The 17,233-nt window shown below is 73.2% G+C and carries 14 protein-coding genes; 4 read left to right on the top strand and 10 right to left on the bottom strand.

Annotation, left to right across the window (positions count from 1 at the left end; translation table 11 throughout):
- Positions 1-56 precede the first annotated feature (56 nt).
- Positions 57-1,058: a DMT family transporter gene (locus A6A06_RS36735; RefSeq protein WP_073767839.1), complete on the bottom strand. Its 1,002-nt coding sequence runs from the start codon at positions 1,056-1,058 to the stop codon at positions 57-59.
- On the opposite strand from A6A06_RS36735, the gene A6A06_RS36730 reads away from it, so the two are divergent.
- Both A6A06_RS36730 and A6A06_RS36725 read left to right on the top strand, forming a co-directional pair.
- Positions 1,057-2,538 carry an aminotransferase-like domain-containing protein gene (locus A6A06_RS36730; protein ID WP_073767838.1) on the top strand — a complete coding sequence of 494 codons (1,482 nt, stop codon included), beginning with the start codon at positions 1,057-1,059 and terminating at the stop codon, positions 2,536-2,538. The genes A6A06_RS36735 and A6A06_RS36730 overlap by 2 nt on opposite strands.
- A gap of 83 nt (positions 2,539-2,621) precedes the next feature.
- The gene (locus A6A06_RS36725; RefSeq protein ID WP_079194630.1) at positions 2,622-3,128 is read left to right on the top strand and encodes a GNAT family N-acetyltransferase; all 507 of its coding nucleotides are present in this window, start codon (positions 2,622-2,624) and stop codon (positions 3,126-3,128) included.
- Positions 3,129-3,184: 56 nt separating this feature from the next.
- Here the strand turns inward: A6A06_RS36725 and A6A06_RS36720 are convergent, their stop codons facing one another.
- The 7 genes from A6A06_RS36720 to A6A06_RS36690 all read right to left on the bottom strand — a co-directional run bounded on the left by A6A06_RS36720 (position 3,185) and on the right by A6A06_RS36690 (position 11,211).
- Positions 3,185-4,528 carry an alpha-glucosidase/alpha-galactosidase gene (locus A6A06_RS36720; RefSeq protein WP_073767837.1) on the bottom strand — a complete coding sequence of 448 codons (1,344 nt, stop codon included), beginning with the start codon at positions 4,526-4,528 and terminating at the stop codon, positions 3,185-3,187.
- Positions 4,525-5,514: a carbohydrate kinase family protein gene (locus tag A6A06_RS36715; protein WP_073767836.1), complete on the bottom strand. Its 990-nt coding sequence runs from the start codon at positions 5,512-5,514 to the stop codon at positions 4,525-4,527. Before A6A06_RS36715 ends, A6A06_RS36720 begins: the two co-directional genes overlap by 4 nt.
- Positions 5,515-5,611: 97 nt before the next feature.
- Positions 5,612-6,505, bottom strand: a complete 894-nt coding sequence (locus A6A06_RS36710; protein WP_073767835.1) for a carbohydrate ABC transporter permease — start codon at positions 6,503-6,505, stop codon at positions 5,612-5,614.
- A complete protein-coding gene (locus A6A06_RS36705; RefSeq protein WP_242441130.1) occupies positions 6,502-7,605 on the bottom strand; it encodes a carbohydrate ABC transporter permease in 1,104 nt (367 codons plus the stop codon). The genes A6A06_RS36710 and A6A06_RS36705 overlap by 4 nt, the downstream gene beginning before the upstream one ends.
- Before the next feature lie 56 nt (positions 7,606-7,661).
- Positions 7,662-9,038: an extracellular solute-binding protein gene (locus A6A06_RS36700; RefSeq protein ID WP_079194604.1), complete on the bottom strand. Its 1,377-nt coding sequence runs from the start codon at positions 9,036-9,038 to the stop codon at positions 7,662-7,664.
- A gap of 195 nt (positions 9,039-9,233) precedes the next feature.
- Positions 9,234-10,331 carry an IPT/TIG domain-containing protein gene (locus A6A06_RS36695; RefSeq protein WP_199931390.1) on the bottom strand — a complete coding sequence of 366 codons (1,098 nt, stop codon included), beginning with the start codon at positions 10,329-10,331 and terminating at the stop codon, positions 9,234-9,236.
- A gap of 97 nt (positions 10,332-10,428) precedes the next feature.
- Complete coding sequence (locus A6A06_RS36690) at positions 10,429-11,211, bottom strand: hypothetical protein (protein WP_443333824.1); 783 nt, start codon at positions 11,209-11,211, stop codon at positions 10,429-10,431.
- Between the two features lie 292 nt (positions 11,212-11,503).
- Between A6A06_RS36690 and A6A06_RS36685 the strand changes: the two genes are divergently transcribed.
- On the top strand, positions 11,504-11,932 hold the full coding sequence (locus A6A06_RS36685) for a VOC family protein (RefSeq protein ID WP_073767833.1): 429 nt from the start codon (positions 11,504-11,506) through the stop codon (positions 11,930-11,932).
- A gap of 213 nt (positions 11,933-12,145) precedes the next feature.
- Here the strand turns inward: A6A06_RS36685 and A6A06_RS36680 are convergent, their stop codons facing one another.
- Positions 12,146-13,057 carry a sigma-70 family RNA polymerase sigma factor gene (locus A6A06_RS36680; protein ID WP_073767832.1) on the bottom strand — a complete coding sequence of 304 codons (912 nt, stop codon included), beginning with the start codon at positions 13,055-13,057 and terminating at the stop codon, positions 12,146-12,148.
- Positions 13,058-13,275: 218 nt separating this feature from the next.
- On the bottom strand, positions 13,276-14,499 hold the full coding sequence (locus A6A06_RS36675; RefSeq protein WP_073767831.1) for a beta-ketoacyl-[acyl-carrier-protein] synthase family protein: 1,224 nt from the start codon (positions 14,497-14,499) through the stop codon (positions 13,276-13,278).
- A 428-nt stretch (positions 14,500-14,927) separates the two neighbouring features.
- Between A6A06_RS36675 and A6A06_RS36670 the strand changes: the two genes are divergently transcribed.
- Entirely contained in the window at positions 14,928-17,150 is a 2,223-nt protein-coding gene (locus A6A06_RS36670) for an NADP-dependent isocitrate dehydrogenase (RefSeq protein ID WP_073767830.1), read from the top strand.
- Positions 17,151-17,233: the final 83 nt, after the last annotated feature.

Genomic DNA, 17,233 nt, shown 5'->3' with positions numbered 1-17,233 from the left:
ACCCGGAGAACGCGCCACCCGCACGGGTCCCCGGACGCTCTTTGGCCACCGGCCGGTCAGGTGGCCGAGCGCTGGGTGACCGCGATGCAGACGAGTACGGCGACGGCGGCGACCGGGGCGGCCAGCGGCAGGTGTTCGCCGAGCAGCAGCACGGACCAGACCAGCGTCAGCAGCGGCTGGGCGAGCTGGAGCTGACTGGCCTTGGACACGCCGATCACCGCCATGCCGCGGTACCAGACCACCAGGCCGAGGAACTGCGAGCCGAGGGCCAGCCACAGCAGACCCGCCACCGCGTGGCCCGTCAGGTGCGGTGGTTCGGCGATCAGCGCCAGGGCCGCGCCGGGCAGCGTCACCGGCAGGGCCAGCACCAGCGCCCAGCCGGTCACCTGCCAGCCGGGCAGGTGCCGGGCGAGCCGGCCGCCCTCGGTGTAACCGGCCGCGCAGATCAGGAGCGCGGCGAACAGGTAGAGATCGCTGGTGCTCAGCGTGCCGCCGCTCTGCTGGACGGCGAAGCCGATGACGACGACGGCGCCGGCCAGCGCCGCGATCCAAAAGGTGCGCGACGGCCGGGCGCCGGTCCGTACGGCCGAGAACGCGGCGGTGGTCAGCGGCAGCAGCCCGACGACGACCGCGGCGTGCGAGGTGGTGGAGGTCTCCAGCGCCAGGGTGGTCAGCAGCGGGAAGCCGAGGACGACACCGGCCGCCACGACGGCCAGGCCCGCCCAGTGGCGGCGTTCCGGCAGCCGCACGCGGAACGCGGCCAGGCAGGCCCCGGCGATGACGGCGGCGAGCACGCTGCGCAGGGTCACCACCGTCCAGGCGCCCATGCCTTCCAGGGCCCAGGCGGTGGCGGGGAAGGTGAGGGAGAAGGCGGCGACGCCGAGGGCGGCGAGCAGGGTGCCGCGGCCGGCCGTGCCGGGCGCGGGGGCGGCGGCGTGCGCGACGGCGGGCGGGAGCGGGGCTTCGGTGACCGGCACGGCGGCTTCGGGGGCGGCGGCACCGCCCGGGGCGTTGACCGCTATCGCCATCCCGGAAGTAGCGCTATCGTGATCTCTCATGCACGAGCGTAGCAGCGTCGCCGAACTGGCTTCCACCCTCCGGAGCGGCCTCAACCGCTACTCTCCGGGTGAGAAGCTGCCGTCGAGCCGCACCCTGGTGGAACGCCACCGGGTGAGCCCGGTGACCGTCTCCCGCGCCCTGGCCGAGCTGACGGCCGAGGGACTGGTCGTCACCCGGCCCGGCGCCGGAGCCTTCCGCGCCGAGGCCCGGCCGCAGGCCCGCCCGGTGGACACCTCCTGGCAGGAGATCGCGCTGAGCGCGGAGGCGGCCGACGACCACGCGCCGCGCGGCGTGGACGCCTCCGGCGTGCTGGCCACCCTGGCCGAGCCCGCACCCGGCGTCATCGAGCTGAACGGCGGCTACCTGCACCCCTCCCTCCAGCCCGAGCGCGCGCTCGCCGCCGCGCTCGCGCGGGCCGGACGCCGCCCCGGAGCCTGGGGCCGGCCGCCGATGGAAGGCGTCACCGAACTGCGGGCCTGGTTCGCCCGCGAGATCGGCGGCCCCGGCGGCGCGGTCGCGGGCTCCGACGTGCTGGTGACGGCGGGCGGCCAGAGCGCCCTGACGGCGGCGCTGCGCGCCCTGGCCCCGCCCGGCGCGCCGGTGCTCGTCGAGTCGCCGACGTACCCGGGCATGCTGGCCGCCGCCCGCGCGTCCGGGCTGCGCCCCGTACCCGTACCGATGGACGCCGACGGCGTACGGACCGACCTGCTCGCCGACGCCTTCCGGGCCAGCGGGGCCCGGCTCTTCGTCTGCCAGCCGCTCTTCCAGAACCCGACCGGAGCGGTGCTGGCCGCCGGGCGCCGGGCCGAGGTGCTGCGGATCGCCCGCGCGGCCGGCGCTTTCGTGGTCGAGGACGACTTCGCGCGCCGGCTCGTCCACGAGGACGCCCCCGCGCTGCCGCCCGCGCTGATCGCCGACGACCCGGACGGCACGGTCGTACACGTCTGCTCGCTGACCAAGGCCACCTCGCCGAGCCTGCGCGTGGGTGCGCTCGCCGCACACGGACCCGTCCTCGACCGGCTGCGCGCCATCCAGGTCGTGGACAGCTTCTTCGTCCCCAGGCCCCTTCAGGAAGCGGCCCTGGAGCTGGTGGGTTCCCCCGCGTGGAGCCGCCACCTCAGGGCCATCGCGCACCAGCTGGCGGTGCGCCGGGATGCGCTGGCCACGGCGCTCCGGCTGCACTTCGGCGCCCCGGAGCCCGCCGGTCCGGGCCCCGGTGTGCAGGTCGTCCCGCCCGGCGGCTACCACTTCTGGCTGCGCCTGCCCGACGGTACGGACGAGGCGGCGCTCGCCGGTGCGGCACTGCGCGCGGGCGTCGCGGTCGCCCCCGGCCGCCCGTACTTCGCCGCCGAGCCCCCGGCCCCGCACCTGCGCCTGACGTTCGCCTCGGCCGCCGGAACGGCGGAACTGGTCGAGGGGGCACGGCGGTTGCGGACGGCGTACGAGGAAGTGCCGGGGGCCGGGCGGGTCCACGGGTGATCCGGGGGCCGGGCAGGGCGGCGGCAGGCGGGCTGAAAGGTAATCCGTTCGACTCCGGCGCGCGCCTCTGCGAGCCTCCGTCCATGAACGACAGCACCCCCGACGCTCCGGGCGCGGACGCCCACGAGGCCGTGTCCGACGGCTTTCCGCCCGGTTACGAGGTCTCCACCGACCCGGACCGGCTGGACCTGGCCCTGATCCACCACTGGCTGTCCACCGACGCCTACTGGGCCCTCGGCCGCCCCCGCGAACGGCAGGACCGGGCGGCGGCGGGCTCGCTCAACTTCGGCCTGTACGAGACAGCTTCCGGCGGGGCAACGGACGGGCACGGCGGGGGACGGCAGGTCGGCTACGCCCGCGTCATCACCGACCGCACCACCTTCGCCTGGCTCTGCGACGTCTACATCGCCCCCGCTGCCCGCGGAAAGGGCCTCGGCACGGCCCTCACCGCCCACATCCGTGACCATCTGGCGCCGTACGGCCTGAGCCGCATCCTGCTGGCGACGGGCGACGCCCACGACGTCTACGCCCGCGTGGGCTTCGAGCCCCTGTCCGAGCCCGGCAACTGGATGGCGCTCGGCTTCCGGTAGCGGCGCCGGGCCCGGCACGCGGACGCCCGGCCCAGGGGCCGGAGCGGGCGTCGGACTCAGTGCCCCAGCACCTCCCGCAGCTCCGGCTGGAGCAGGTCGGCGTGGGCGCGTACGAGGTCGTCGCACAGGTCCCAGATGCGCTCCACGGGCAGCGCGGCCGCGGTGGCCGGGTCCGTCATGGCCGCGTGCCGGATGTGCCGCGGCTCGCCCTCCACCGCCGCCCGTACGACGAGTTCGTTGGCGCTCGCGTAGGCCCGGTTCAGGGCCGCGCACTGCGGCGGCAGGGCGCCGACCCGGGTGGGCTGGACGCCCAGCGAGTCCACCAGGCACGGCACCTCCACCACCGCGGCGCCGGGCAGGTTGTCCACCAGCCCGCGGTTGGGGACGTTGCCGTAGACCGTGCGCGGGGTGCCGGAGACGATGCTGTGGATGACCTGCGGCGCGTACTCCATCGTCCCCTCCACCGGCAGCGGTGATCCGGTGGCGAGCGCGTCCCGGGTCCGCTCGTACTCGGCGGTGTTCTCCTCGATGATGTCCAGGTATGTGCCGATCGGCAGCCGCAGCCGCTCCACCTCGCTGTCGTGGTGGAGGTACCAGGGCACGTACTCGGAGGAGTGCTCGCTGGTCTCGGTCGGGTAGTAGCCGAGCCTGCGGTACATGTCCACGCGTACCCGGCGCAGCAGCTGCGGGTCCTTGGAGATCGCGTCGTCGAGGAGCGGGTAGAGGTTCTGCCCGTCCCGTTCGAAGCGCAGCACCCAGGCCTGGTGGTTGACGCCGGCGGCCAGGTAGGAGATCTCCTCGTACGGGACGTCCAGCAGTTCGGCCAGGTCCCGTACGGTCCAGTGGACCGAGTGGCACAGGCCGACGACGCGGCGCAGTGGCGTGGCCCGGTCCAGGTACATCACGTTCATCGCCATCGGGTTGGTGTAGTTCAGCAGCCAGGCGTCCGGGCAGAGTTCGGCGATGTCGTCGGCGAGGGCACGCAGCAGCGGGAAGGTGCGCAGGGCGCGGAAGATGCCGCCGATGCCGAGGGTGTCGCCGATGGTCTGGCGCAGCCCGTAGCGGGCGGGGATGCCGAAGTCCGTACGGGTGGCCTCGTTCATGCCGACCTGCACGGTGTTGATGACGAAGTCCGCGCCCTCCAGGGCCGCGCGGCGGTCGAGGTGCGCGGTGACGACCGGCTCGGCGCCGCGCGTGGCGGCGATGTGGCGGGCCGCGCCCTCGGCGGTGGCGAGGCGCTCGGGGTCGATGTCGTGCAGGGCGACGTGGATGCGCCGCAGCTCGGGGAAGGCGAGCAGGTCGGCGAGGAGGCCCTGGGTGAACACGACGCTGCCGGCGCCGATGAAGGCGATCTTCACGGTGCCGGTGCCGGTGCGGCCGGTCGGGGTGGTGCTGGTCATGCGTGGCTCCCTGGTCGGGTCGTGAGGGCGGCGGCACGGGCCTCGTCCCGGGTGGGCTGGGCCGCCGTACCGCCGTGGGCGCGGGTGGACAGGGCGCCGCAGGCCGCGGCGAAGGAGAGCGCCGCGGGCAGGTCCATGCCGTGCAGGACCGCGGCGATGAAACCGGCGTCGAAGCTGTCGCCGGCGCCGACGCTGTCCACCGGTTCGACGGGGACGGCGGCGGTACGGGTCAGCGTGACGCCGTCGTGGGCGAGCGCGCCGTCCGCGCCGTCCTTGACGACGACCAGCGGGCCGAGGCGGGCGAGGGCGGCGGCAGCGGCGGCCGGGCCGGTTCCGGGGCCGTCGCCTTCCGGCGGCCCGGGAGCCAGCGCCGCGGCCAGCGCCCGCGCCTCCGCCGCGTTCGGCAGCAGGACGTCGGTGGACTTCAGGACCGGGCCGAGGAGTTCGGCGTCCCAGCGCTGCGCGGGGTCGTCGTTGGTGTCCAGGGAGGTGGCCGCGCCGTGTCCGCGGGCCCGCGCGAAGAGGTCACCGAGCGACCGGGCCAGGCGCGGCATCAGGAAGAACGATCCGGCGTGGACGTGCCGGGACTCGGCCAGCAGCCGGTCCGGCACGTCCTGCGGCCCGGTGGCGGTCAGGCAGCCGGAGGCGGTGAGAATGGCGCGGTCGTCGCCGCGCGTGAGGACGGTGGTGAGCGGGGTGGGCAGTTCCGGGTCGGTGGCCAGCGCCGAGACATCGACGCCGCGCCCGGCCAGTGCCGTACGGACGAAGGCGCCCGCGGCGTCGTCACCGACCCGCCCGGCGAAGGCCACGCGCAGCCCCAGCCGCGCCGCGCCGCAGGCCGTGATCGCGGCGGAACCGCCCGTCAGCAGGCTTCCCGTGGCGACGAGCTGCTCGCGCTGCCCGTACTCCAGGGTGCGCGGGACGGGGCCGACGACCACGTCGGGGTTGGCGTCGCCGATCACGAGGAGGTCGAAGGAGCGGGGCACGGGTACCTCCGGGGCGGGGCGGGAGTTGGGGCCGGGTCCGGGGCTGGGGTTGGGGCTGGGGCCGGATGAGGGGGGTCGGTACGGGCGGGGGCCGGGGCTACCCCTTCAGCCCGCTGGACGTCAGCGACTGGATGAAGGTCTTCTGCGCGAAGAGGAACGCCACCAGGACCGGCAGCACCGTGATCACATTGCCCGCCATGATCGCCGACCACCGGTTGTGATGCTGACCCTGAAAGGTCGTCAGCCCCAGCTGGAGCGTGTACTGGGTGTCGTGGTTGATCGCGATGAGCGGCCAGGTCAGATCGTTCCAGGTGGTCAGGAAGGTCAGTACGGCGACGGTGGCCAGCGCCGGGCGGGCCAGCGGCAGGACGACGGAGTACAGCACCCGCAGCCGCGAGCAGCCGTCGATCCACGCCGCCTCCTCCAGCTCCCGGGGCAGCGCCAGGAAGAACTGCCGGAACAGGAAGACCGCGAACGGCGTGACCAGGGACGGCACGATCAGCGCCCCCAGCGTGTCGATCAGCCCCAGCTGCTTCATCACCAGGAACGTCGGGATCATGGTGAGCTGGAACGGGACGACCATGGTCGCCAGCATCAGCCCGAGCAGCAGCCGGGACCCGGCGAACCGCATCCGGGCGAAGGCGTAGCCGCCCAGCGAGCCGAGCAGCAGGTTGGAGAGCACCGCGGTGACCGCCACGACCGAGGAGTTGGCGAACCACCGCGGGAACATCGCGTTGCCCAGCACGTAGTCGTACCCGCCGAGGTCGATGCCGGACGGCCACAGCGACGGCGGGAAGCGGTTGATCTCCGCGTTGGTCATCACCGAACTGAGCACCAGCCACACCAGCGGCAGCGCGAAGCCCAGCGACAGCGGCGCGAGCAGCAGGTGCCAGGCGCTGAAGGGCAGCCGACGGCGCCGGGCCGGGCGCCGCGGCGCGGTGGCTTCGCGCGAACGCGCGGCCCGGGGCGGCACGGCAGCGGGCGCGGTCAACGGACCGCTCCGTCCGGCGCGGCGCCCGGCCGGCGCCGCCGGTACAGGCGCAGGGCGGTGCCCACGACGAGCAGGGCGACCGCGAGGACGTACGCGGCGGCGGCCCCGTATCCGGCGGTGAACATCTGGAACGCCTGCTCCCACACGAAGTAGACGATGACGGTGGTCGACCCCAGCGGGCCGCCCTTCGTGGTCACATAGATCAGGTCGAACACCTGGAGCGCGGTGATCAGCTGCCACAGCAGCAGGAAGACCGTCACCGGCGTCAGCGAGGGCAGCTTGATGTGCCACAGCACCCGCAGCCGGCTCGCGCCGTCCAGCCGCGCCGACTCGATCAGTTCGGGCGGTACGTCCTGGAGCGCGGCCAGGTAGACGACGACGCAGAAGCCGACCCCGCTCCACAGCGAGATGAGCACCAGCAGGTACAGCGCCTGCCCGGGATCGGAGAGGAAGCCCTGCGGGGAGACGCCCAGGTGGTGCAGCAGGGAGTTGGCCACACCGAACTGCGGGTCGAGGATGAAGAAGAACAGCACGCCCTGCGCGGCTGCCGAGATCACGAACGGAATGAAGATCAACGTCCGGTAGAGGCCGATCAGCCGGATCCGGCGGTTGAGCGCCAGCGCGAGACCCAGCCCGCCGATCAGGCTCAGCGGCACGTACAGGCCCGCGTACACCAGGGTGTTCCCGACCGCCGTACGGAAGCCCGGATCCCGCACCAGCGCGCGGTAGTTGTCCAGCCCCACCCAGCGCCCCGGCGTGACCAGGTCGTCCGCCCGGAAGGAGAGCAGCAGCGACCAGACGACGGGGACGATGCTCAGACCGAGGATGATCAGGACGGACGGGCTGATGAAGGCCCAGGCGGTGGCGTTCTCCCGGCGGGCGCGGCCGGCGAGCGTACGGGGCCCTCGGGCCGCGCGGGAGCCCGGCGGCCGGTCCCCGGGCCACCTGCCGGTGCCGTCGCGGCGCGGGTCCAGGGTGACGGCGCGCGGTGTCGTACGGCGCGCCGGTGTGCGGAGTGCTGTCGTACGGCCGGGCGGCGTACGGCGGGGGGTTGTACGGCCCGGAGTCGTACGGCGGCCCGCGTGGGGCACTGACGGCATGGCACCCTCTCCCGTCCGGCCGCGGCCGGACACTGCGTCGTGGGCGTCGTCCGGTCTCATCGGGGAATCAACAGGGCCGCGTCGGCCTTCTCGGCACAGGCGCGCAGCGCCTCGGCGGGGGAGCTGCGGCCCAGCAGCACCGCCACGACCGCCTCGCCGACCGCCTGCGATATCTGCGGATACGCCGGGTGGACGGGCCGGACCCGCGCGGTGTCCAGCGCGGTGGTGAACACCGGCAGCCCGGTGGTCCGCGCCGAGTGCCGCCGCCATTCGGGGCGCGCGGCCGACGCCTTGCTCAGCGGCAGACTGCCGCCGCCCAGCGCCCACCGCACGTCCTGCGCCGGGTCGCCCAGCCAGCGCAGGAACTCGACCGCCGCCCGCGAGCGCACCGGGCCGTTGTCGAAGACGGTCCACGTGTCGGGACCGGCGATCGTGCACGGCCGTCCGCTGTACGTCGGCGGCGCCACCACGTCGTAGTCGACCTTGCCGTCGACGATGTCCGGCAGCTCCCACGGGCCGGTGGCCATCATGCCCATCCGGCCCCCGATGAAGACCTGGTGCATCTGCTCGCTGCCCGGCTTGGGGTCCACGTAGACGCTCTTGTCGGCGGCGAGCTGCGCCAGGGTGCCCAGCGCCCGCTCCCCGACGTCCTGGAAGCCGATGCTGTGCCCGTCCGGGGCGATGACCTCGCCGCCGAGGTCCCACACCAGCGGCCACAGCCGCCACACGGTGTCCTCGTCGCCGGTGCCGGGCCAGCTCGTACCGAAGGTGCCCCGGCGGGAGTCGGTCAGCAGACGTGCCGTACGGACGAAGTCGTCCCACGTCCAGCCCGCCTTGGGGTACGGCACCCCGGCCTGCCGGAACAGTTTCCTGTTGTAGACGACGCACAGCGAGTCCAGCACGGCGGGCGCGGCCCGCACCTGGCCGTTGAGTTCGACCGCGTCGCGCACCGAGTCCCAGAACTGCGGCCAGTACGCGGTGCCGCGCAGCGCGCCGGTGAGGTCGACGACGCGGGGGCTGCGGGCCACCCGGGCCAGGTCGGCCCCGAAGACGTACGCGATGTCCGGGTACGAGCCCGCTGCCAGCGCCGCCGTCACCTTCTGCAGCATGGCATCGGCCACGACCCCGCCGCCCCCGGCGTCGACCCGGATGCGCGACTGCCCGCGGTTGAAGTCGTCGACGAGCGACTGGATGGCCTTGCGGCCGGTGTCGGCCTGGCCGTGCCACAGCTCGACGGTGATCCGGCCGTCGGCGCCCACACTGTCGGCCTGCGACGCCTGGCAGGCGCCGAGCAGCGGCGCGCCCGCGGCACCGGCCGCCAGCGCGGCGCCGGTGCGCAGGAGGCGGCGTCGGGTCGTCCCGGCAGGGTGCCGGGTGCCGCCGTCGTCCCGTGAGACCGCTGTGCCCGTGTCCTCGCCGGCTGCGTCTCGCATCACCGGCCACCCCCTCGAAGAACCGGTCCACGGTTCCGAAGAACCGTTTGCGCCCGCTCCCGGGCCCCCGAACCGGACGGACGGGAGCCCTCAAGAGCTAACCAGCAGGCACCGATCGGTGCAATGGGGCTGCGGGGAGGGGTGGGGTGCCGTCGTTCCGTCCGTACGGTGGTGGTCACCCCGCCCGCACGGTGGTCAGCGCCGCCGGGCGGCCGGAGCCGTCGCGTCCGTGTACGTGAACCGGTCCGCGTCCACCGTCGCGCTCGTACCGCCCGCCGTCGTCACGGTGACGTGCACGGTCCCCGATCCGGCGGGCGAAGTGCTGCTGCAGAAGGAGTCCCCGCAGGACACGTGCGCCGCCGGAGCGTCCCCGAACGCGATCGTGCCGCCCGCCAGGTTCCTGCCGAGGACATACACCGAACTCCCGCCCTGTGCCGGGCCGCCGCGCGCGTTCAGCCCCGTCACCACCGGAGCGGCGGGCGGCGCGGGCGGCGGTCCGGTGTAGGCGAAGCCGCCCGGTGCGTCCGCGGCCCCGCCCGGTGTGACGACGGTGACGGGAACACTGCCGGAACCGCCGGGCGTGATGGCCGTGCACTGCGTGGCCGTGCAGTGCGACGCGGTGGCCCCGGCGGTCCCGAAGAGCACGAACCCGGTGTCCAGGCCGGTCCCGGTGAGGGTGACGGCGGTGCCGCCGGCGCCCGGCCCGGTGGCCGTGCCGATCCCGGTCACCACCGGCGGATACGGCACCTCGGCGGGCTGCTGCGGGCCGTTGACCGTGTACGTGCTCACGTTGTCGGCGGGGTCGACGTCGCCCCGGTTGGCCACGGTGGCCCTGATCACCCCGGACGGACGCTCCGCCCCCGCGGACACCTGCACCTTCATGAAGTCACCGCGGCCGGGCACCCGGGTCCCGCGGAAGGTCGCCTCCAGACGCCGCCCGTCCGGCGACACGGTCTGTTCGAACGTGTAGTCGTAAGGCGTCGAATACATCAGCGCGCCACCGGTCCTCAGACCGGGCGGCAGGTCCACGGTCAGGCGAGTGATCCCGGTGACGTCGGCCGTACCGACCGAGGCCCAGCTGACGGAGAAGTTCCCGTAACTGTTGGGCGTCGTCGGATAGTTACCCGCCTGCGAGACGGCAATGTCGGGGCCGGTGGGGGCGGTGGTGCCGACGGGGACGGTGGAACCGGCGGGGGGCGTGGCGGCGGTGGCGGCGAGCGCGGGACCCGCCGCGAACAGGGCGGTCAGGACAAGAAGAAGGGCCACCCAGGCCCCTGCTAATCGAGTCGTCATGCCCTCCGTCATCGCCCGCACGGCTGTTCTTGTTACGTCCCTTCCGCCACTCCCGCGGGTGCGTGGGCGGTATTCGGCCGGGGGAGTGTTCGGTGCCTCACTCCCTCCGCCACCAGACGCGCAGGGGCCCGACCGGCAGAAATCCGTTCGCCACCGCTGCCTCCAGATCGGCGCCGGATTCGTAGCCGACGACCGGCAGGCCGGGCCATCGGGCGGTCACGGCCGACACGCAGCCTGCCCAGGTGTCGCGCGGGCCCGTTCCCGCCGCGGCGGCCTCAGGGGTGGTGAAGACGTTGGACAGGCCGACCGCCGTCGTGCCGAGCGTGGCGACGGCTCCGGCCAGGACCGTTCCGTCGGCGGACCGGGCACGCAGGAAGCGGGTGGAGTCATCCGCCAGCAGTTCCGCCCGGAACGGGCCGCAGTCGCCCGGCCCGGCTCCCCAGGCGGCCGCCCAGGCGAGCAGGTCCCCGGGCGCGGTGACGACGTCCCATGCCGGTCGGCCGGTGGACGGCGCTACGGAAGCGGAGACGGTGGGAGTGAGGCCGGGGATGAGGGGGGTATCGGGGGCGTGCGCCGGACGGTGGATCCACTGGGCGTCGAAGAGCACCTCGAAGCCCGCCGGAGCCAAGTCCAGGCACGCGAAACTGTCCTTGACCGAGCAGCCGGGGGCAGCCAGGTCGATCCGGGCCAGAAGTTCCGCGGCTGTGCCGGGGCGGTCCGTGAGGGTCACGGCGTCCGGATAGAGCGGGGGAGTGCGGCGGGGACTGGTCCAGACGCCGCCGCTGAAGTCGCCCTCCACGCCGTGCGCACGGCAGACCGTGTCGCACCACTCGGCGTTGTTACGGGCTGCCGCGCGCACCCGGGCAGCGCGGTCGGTCATGTCGGTCATGTCTGCCACGGCCGCGACGGCCTCGGGATCGGTCACGCGCTGATCATGGCATGCGGGCAACTTCGCCTCCATGGAGTGATGTTGTGCTCGGTGCTCGGCGGAGAACCGGTCGGGCTCGTCTTGGGGGTGATCATGCTTCCAACAGGCCCGTCAGGGCGCCGGGCAGCAACTCGACGAAAGCGGGGATGCCGCTTACCATCGGCGTCGACGGCATCGCGTGTCGGTCACCGATCGGGTGAGGCATGGAGGTGTCCGTGAGTTTGCCTTGCGGAGGCATTCCACCGTGTCAGTGCAGTTGAACCACACCATCATCCACTCCCGGGACAACCGGGAATCCGCCACCTTCCTGGCGCACATCCTCGGGCTCGAAGTCGGTACGGAATGGGGCCCGTTCCTTCCCGTGGACACCGCCAACGGTGTCACCCTGGACTTCGCCACGATCCCGGCGGAGTCGATCGTCATACAGCATTACGCCTTCCTCGTCAGCGAAGCGGAATTCGACACCGCCTTCGCGCGGATCGAGCAGGCGGGCCTCACCTATTTCGCCGACCCGCACGGGAAGCAGCCGGGGGAGATCAACCACAACGACGGCGGACGCGGGGTCTACTTCCACGACCCGGCAGGCCACGGGATGGAGATCATCACCCGTCCGTACGGGGGCGGCGACCCGCTGGAGACGCCGGGCGGCGCCGAAGAGGCCTCGTCCGCCTGAGCGTTCCGGTTCCGGCCCGGCCGGTACGGCAGGCGTCCCGGAGCCTGAGCCCGTGACGGGGGCGGGCGCCCGCGGCAACGAACCGCGGGCGCCCGCACGACGGGTCCGTATCCCCGCCCTGCCCCCGCCCCCATGTCGGGTCCGTATCCCCGCCCCCGTCAGTTCCCTTCCCCCTCCAGCCGGGGCCGGGGCAGTTCCCCCTCTCCCTCCCCCCTATTCCTCGATTGCCGTCAGGTCCAGCCCCCGCAGCCGTTCCGGATCCGCGAGGATGTCGATCGCGACGATCTTCCCGCCCGCGACCGTCAGCCCCAGCACCGACACCGGCACCCCGTCCGCGACCGCCACGATGCCCGCCGCCCCGTTCACCAGCGCGTGCCGGACATCGTGCGCCGGGTGCCGGAAGTGGAGTGCCCGGCCGGCCACCTCGCGCGCCCCGCGGACCGTCCTGGCCAGGCCGGGGAACGCGGCGCCCGGGTCGGTACGGAGCACCACGTCCGGATCGAGCACCGCGAGCAGGCCCTCGAAGTCGCCGCCGCGTGAGGCGGCGAGGAAGGCGTCGACCACCTCACGCTGCCGGGCGAGGTCGGCGTCCGGCGCGGCGGCCGTGCCCCGCACCCGGCGGCGGGCCCGGCTGGCGAGCTGCCGCGTGGCGGCCGGGGTGCGCCCGACGACGGGCCCGATCTCGTCGAACGGCACCGCGAACATGTCGTGCAGGACGAACGCGAGCCGTTCGGCGGGCGCCAGCGTCTGGAGCACCACCAGGAGGGCGAGACCGACCGCGTCGGCCAGCAGGGCCTGGTGTTCCGGATCGGTGCCGTCCGTACCGCTGCCGGTTCCGTTGCCGCTCGCGCTGCCGATGACGGGGTCGGGCACCCGTACGTCGAACGGCTCCTCGCCGCGCGCCGTACGCGTCCGCAGCAGGTCCAGGCACACCCGGCCGACGACGGTCGTCAGCCATCCGCCGAGGTTGCCGATGCCGTCGGCGTCGGAGCGGCTGAGCCGCAGCCAGGCTTCCTGTACGGCGTCGTCCGCCTCGCTCAGCGAGCCGAGCATCCGGTAGGCCACCGCCCGCAGATGCGCCCGGTGCTCCTCGAAGCGCTCGGCCAGGAATTCTTTCTCGTCCACTGGTCACATTCTCCTGTCGGGTTCCGTCGCAACGATGACGAACCGTTTCCCTCCGATGTGACAGACCGCCCCGGAGTGCTGCCCGGAGCGCTGCACCGGCGTACTGCCCCGGAGCGCTGCACCGGCGTACCGCCCCGGCGTGCCGCATCGGTCCACCCGGGCCGGGCCCCGCCCGGCGCGCGTACGGGTTGCCAGGAGCTCTACCGGCGTGCGGGCGCTCAGGGCGCCGGTGTGAAGACGAGGCAGGCGTTGTGGCCGCCGAACCCGAAGGAGTTCGTCAGAGCCGCGGACGGGGCACCCTTGCGCGGCTCGCCCGTGACGACGTCGAGCCCGACCTCCGGGTCGAGGGTGTCGACATTCTGCGTCGCGGGGACGACACCGTCGCGTACGGCGAGGATCGCGGCGAGCGCGCCGGTCGCTCCCGCCGCTCCGAAGAGATGCCCGGTCATCGACTTGGTCGCGGTGACGGACGGGTGGGTGCCGACGGCCTCCGTGATCGACTGGGCCTCCGCGAGGTCGCCCAGGGGCGTGGACGTCGCATGGGCGTGCACGTGCCCGACCTCGCGCGGGGACAGCCCGGCGGCGGTCAGGGCCAGCCGCATCGCGCGGACCTGGCCCGCGGGGTGGGCGGCCGTGATGTGGTGGGCGTCCGAGGTGACGCCCGCGCCCGCGAGGGTGGCGTGCGCGCGGGCCGCGCGGGCGGCGGCGAACCCGGCGCGCTCCAGGACGACCACGGCCGAACCCTCACCGATCACGAAACCGTCCCGGTCGACGTCGAACGGGCGGGATGCCAGCCGCGGCTCGTCGTTGCGCCTCGAATGCGCCTTGGCCTGGGCGAAGCCGGCCATCGGCAGCGGATGGACGCAGGCTTCGGCGCCGCCCGCCACGACCACGTCGGCCCGGCCGAGGCGGATCAGGTCCAGTCCCATGGCGATGGCCTCGGCCCCGGAGGCGCAGGCGCTGACCGGGGTGTGGGCGCCGCCGCGTGCTCCCAGTTCGATGCTGACCCAGGCGGCGGGACCGTTCGCCATCAGCATCGGGACGGTGTGCGGGGACACCTTCCGTACGCCGGAGGCTTCGAGGACGTCGTCCTGGCCGAGCATGGTGAGCGCGCCGCCCGTACCCGTACCGATCACCACGGCCAGCCGCTCCGGGTCGACGGCCGGGGCGCCCGCGTCGGCCCACGCCTCGCGGGCCGCGACGAGCGCGACCTGCTCGCACCGGTCCATGCGCCGGGCCTGCACCCGGTCCAGCACCATGCCGGGCTCGACCGCGAGCCGGCCCGCGATCCGTACGGGCAGGGCGGCCGCCCACTCCTCCTCGATGGCGCTGATGCCGGACCGCCCGGCCAGCATGGCGTCCCAGGTCGAGGCGGCGTCCCCGCCCAGCGGCGTCGTGGCCCCGAGTCCGGTGACCACCACATCGTCGGTGACAGCAGGCACGAGATGAACTCCCTTTGTCGTATGGAGACAACTCCCCGGGTCGTGTGCGGGTGGGGAGCGATCGGCTTGCTGTTCACTCTGGCAGGGGGATTGTGAGCTGACAGGTGACAGCTTCCACGGAGATCGTCGGCTCGATTTTGTAGGATTGCTATGACTTCGTCGCTCGTGCGGAGCGTGCGGTAGGCGCCCGCCGGGGCCTGCCGAGGGCCTGCCGGATGCCGACGGGGGAGCGACTGGCGGCCGACGGGAGAGCGACCGGATGCCGATGGGGGAGCGATCGGCGGCCGACGGGAGACCGCCCGGACGTCGGCACAGGGCCCATGCCTCGCCCCCGACCCCGCCCCCATGGACAGGCCCCTTCCGGAAAGGACCCGCTCACGAGATATCTTGATGTCGAGCAATGTTGCAGACGTGGAGCGGAGCACCCGGTGACTGACTCGACCATCATCTACACACACACTGACGAGGCCCCGGCCCTGGCGACGTATTCGTTCCTGCCGGTGATCGAGGCCTACGCCTCGACGGCCGGGGTCGCGGTGGAGAGCCGTGACATCTCCCTGGCGGGCCGCATCATCGCCGGTTTCCCGGAGTGGCTCCAGGAGGAACAGCGCATCGACGACGCCCTCGCCGAGCTCGGTGAGCTGGCGAAGACGCCCGAGGCCAACATCATCAAGCTGCCGAACATCTCGGCATCCATCCCGCAGCTGAAGGCGGCCGTCGCCGAGCTGCAGGAGCAGGGGTACGCGCTGCCGGACTACCCGGACGACCCGAAGACCGACCAGGAGCGCGACATCCGCGCCCGCTACGACAAGGTCAAGGGCAGCGCCGTCAACCCGGTGCTGCGCGAGGGCAACTCCGACCGCCGCGCCCCCGCCTCGGTGAAGAACTACGCCAAGGCCAACCCGCACCGCATGGGCGCCTGGTCCGCCGACTCCAAGACCGACGTCGCGCACATGACCGGCGACGACTTCCGCTCCACCGAGAAGTCCGCGGTCGTCGCCGAGGACGGCACGCTGCGTATCGTGCTGGCCGGTGACGACGGCTCCACCACCGTTCTGCGCGAGTCGGTACCGGTGCTCGCGGGCGAGGTCGTGGACGCCTCCGTGATGCGCGTCGCGGTGCTGCGCGAGTTCCTCAAGGAGCAGGTCGCCCGCGCCAAGGCCGAGGGCGTGCTGTTCTCGGTGCACCTCAAGGCCACGATGATGAAGGTCTCCGACCCGATCATCTTCGGTCACGTGGTGCGCGCCTTCTTCCCGAAGACCTTCGCCGAGTACGGCGACGTGCTCGCCAAGGCCGGCCTGACCCCGAACGACGGTCTCGGCGGCATCTGGAAGGGCCTGGAGGCGCTGCCCCAGGGCGAGGAGATCAAGGCCTCCTTCGACGCGGAGCTGGCCGAGGGCCCGGACCTGGCGATGGTCGACTCGCACCGGGGCATCACCAACCTGCACGTACCGAGCGACGTCATCGTCGACGCCTCCATGCCGGCCATGATCCGCACCTCCGGTCACATGTGGAACAAGGACGACCAGGAGCAGGACGCCCTCGCCGTCATCCCGGACAGCAGCTACGCCGGCATCTACCAGGCCGTCATCGACGACTGCAAGGCGAACGGCGCGTACGACCCGTCGACCATGGGCTCGGTGCCGAACGTCGGTCTGATGGCGCAGAAGGCCGAGGAGTACGGCAGCCACGACAAGACCTTCGAGATCGCCACCACCGGCACGGTGCGGGTCCTCGACAAGGACGGCAACGCGGTCCTGGAGCAGACGGTCGCCGCCGGCGACATCTTCCGCATGTGCCAGACCAAGGACGTCCCGATCCGCGACTGGGTCAAGCTGGCCGTCACCCGCGCCCGCGCGAGCGGCGACCCGGCCGTGTTCTGGCTGGACGAGGGCCGCGCGCACGACGCCAACCTCATCGCCAAGGTCGAGCAGTACCTCCCCGAGCACGACACCGAGGGCCTGACCATCGAGGTCATGTCCCCGGTCGAGGCGACGAAGTTCTCGGTGGAGCGCATCCGCCGCGGCGAGAACACCATCTCCGTCACCGGCAACGTGCTGCGTGACTACCTCACCGACCTGTTCCCGATCCTGGAGCTCGGCACGAGCGCCAAGATGCTGTCGGTGGTGCCGCTCATCAACGGCGGCGGCCTGTTCGAGACCGGTGCCGGCGGCTCCGCGCCCAAGCACGTCCAGCAGCTGGTCAAGGAGAACTACCTGCGCTGGGACAGCCTGGGCGAGTTCCTCGCGCTCGCGGTGAGCTTCGAGCACCTCGCGCAGAAGACGGGCAACGCGCGCGCCCAGGTGCTCGCCGACACCCTCGACCGCGCGACCGGCACGTTCCTCGCCGAGAACAAGTCGCCCAGCCGCAAGCTGGGCGGTATCGACAACCGCGGCAGCCACTTCTACCTGGCCCTGTACTGGGCCCAGGAGCTGGCCAAGCAGACCGAGGACGCGCAGCTGGCGGAGTCCTTCGCGGCGCTCGCGGCGACGCTGGCCGAGCAGGAGCAGGCGATCATCGACGAGCTGCTCGCCGTCCAGGGCTCGCCGGCCGACATCGGCGGCTACTACCAGCCCTCGGTGGCCAAGTCCGCGGCCGTCATGCGTCCGTCGAACACGTTCAACCAGGCGCTCGCCACCCTCGGCGGCTGACGCGGCGCCGGCGGACGGGGCGCTCCCCGTCCGCCGCGCCCCGCACGTACGCATACGGGTCCGCCCCGGCCGGCACTTCCGCC

The sequence above is a fragment of the Streptomyces sp. CB02923 genome (assembly GCF_001905005.1).
In the GTDB taxonomy this organism is placed as follows: Bacteria; Actinomycetota; Actinomycetes; order Streptomycetales; family Streptomycetaceae; genus Streptomyces.
Note: the sequence above shows the minus strand (reverse complement) of the source record. Positions and strands in the feature narration are given on the sequence as shown.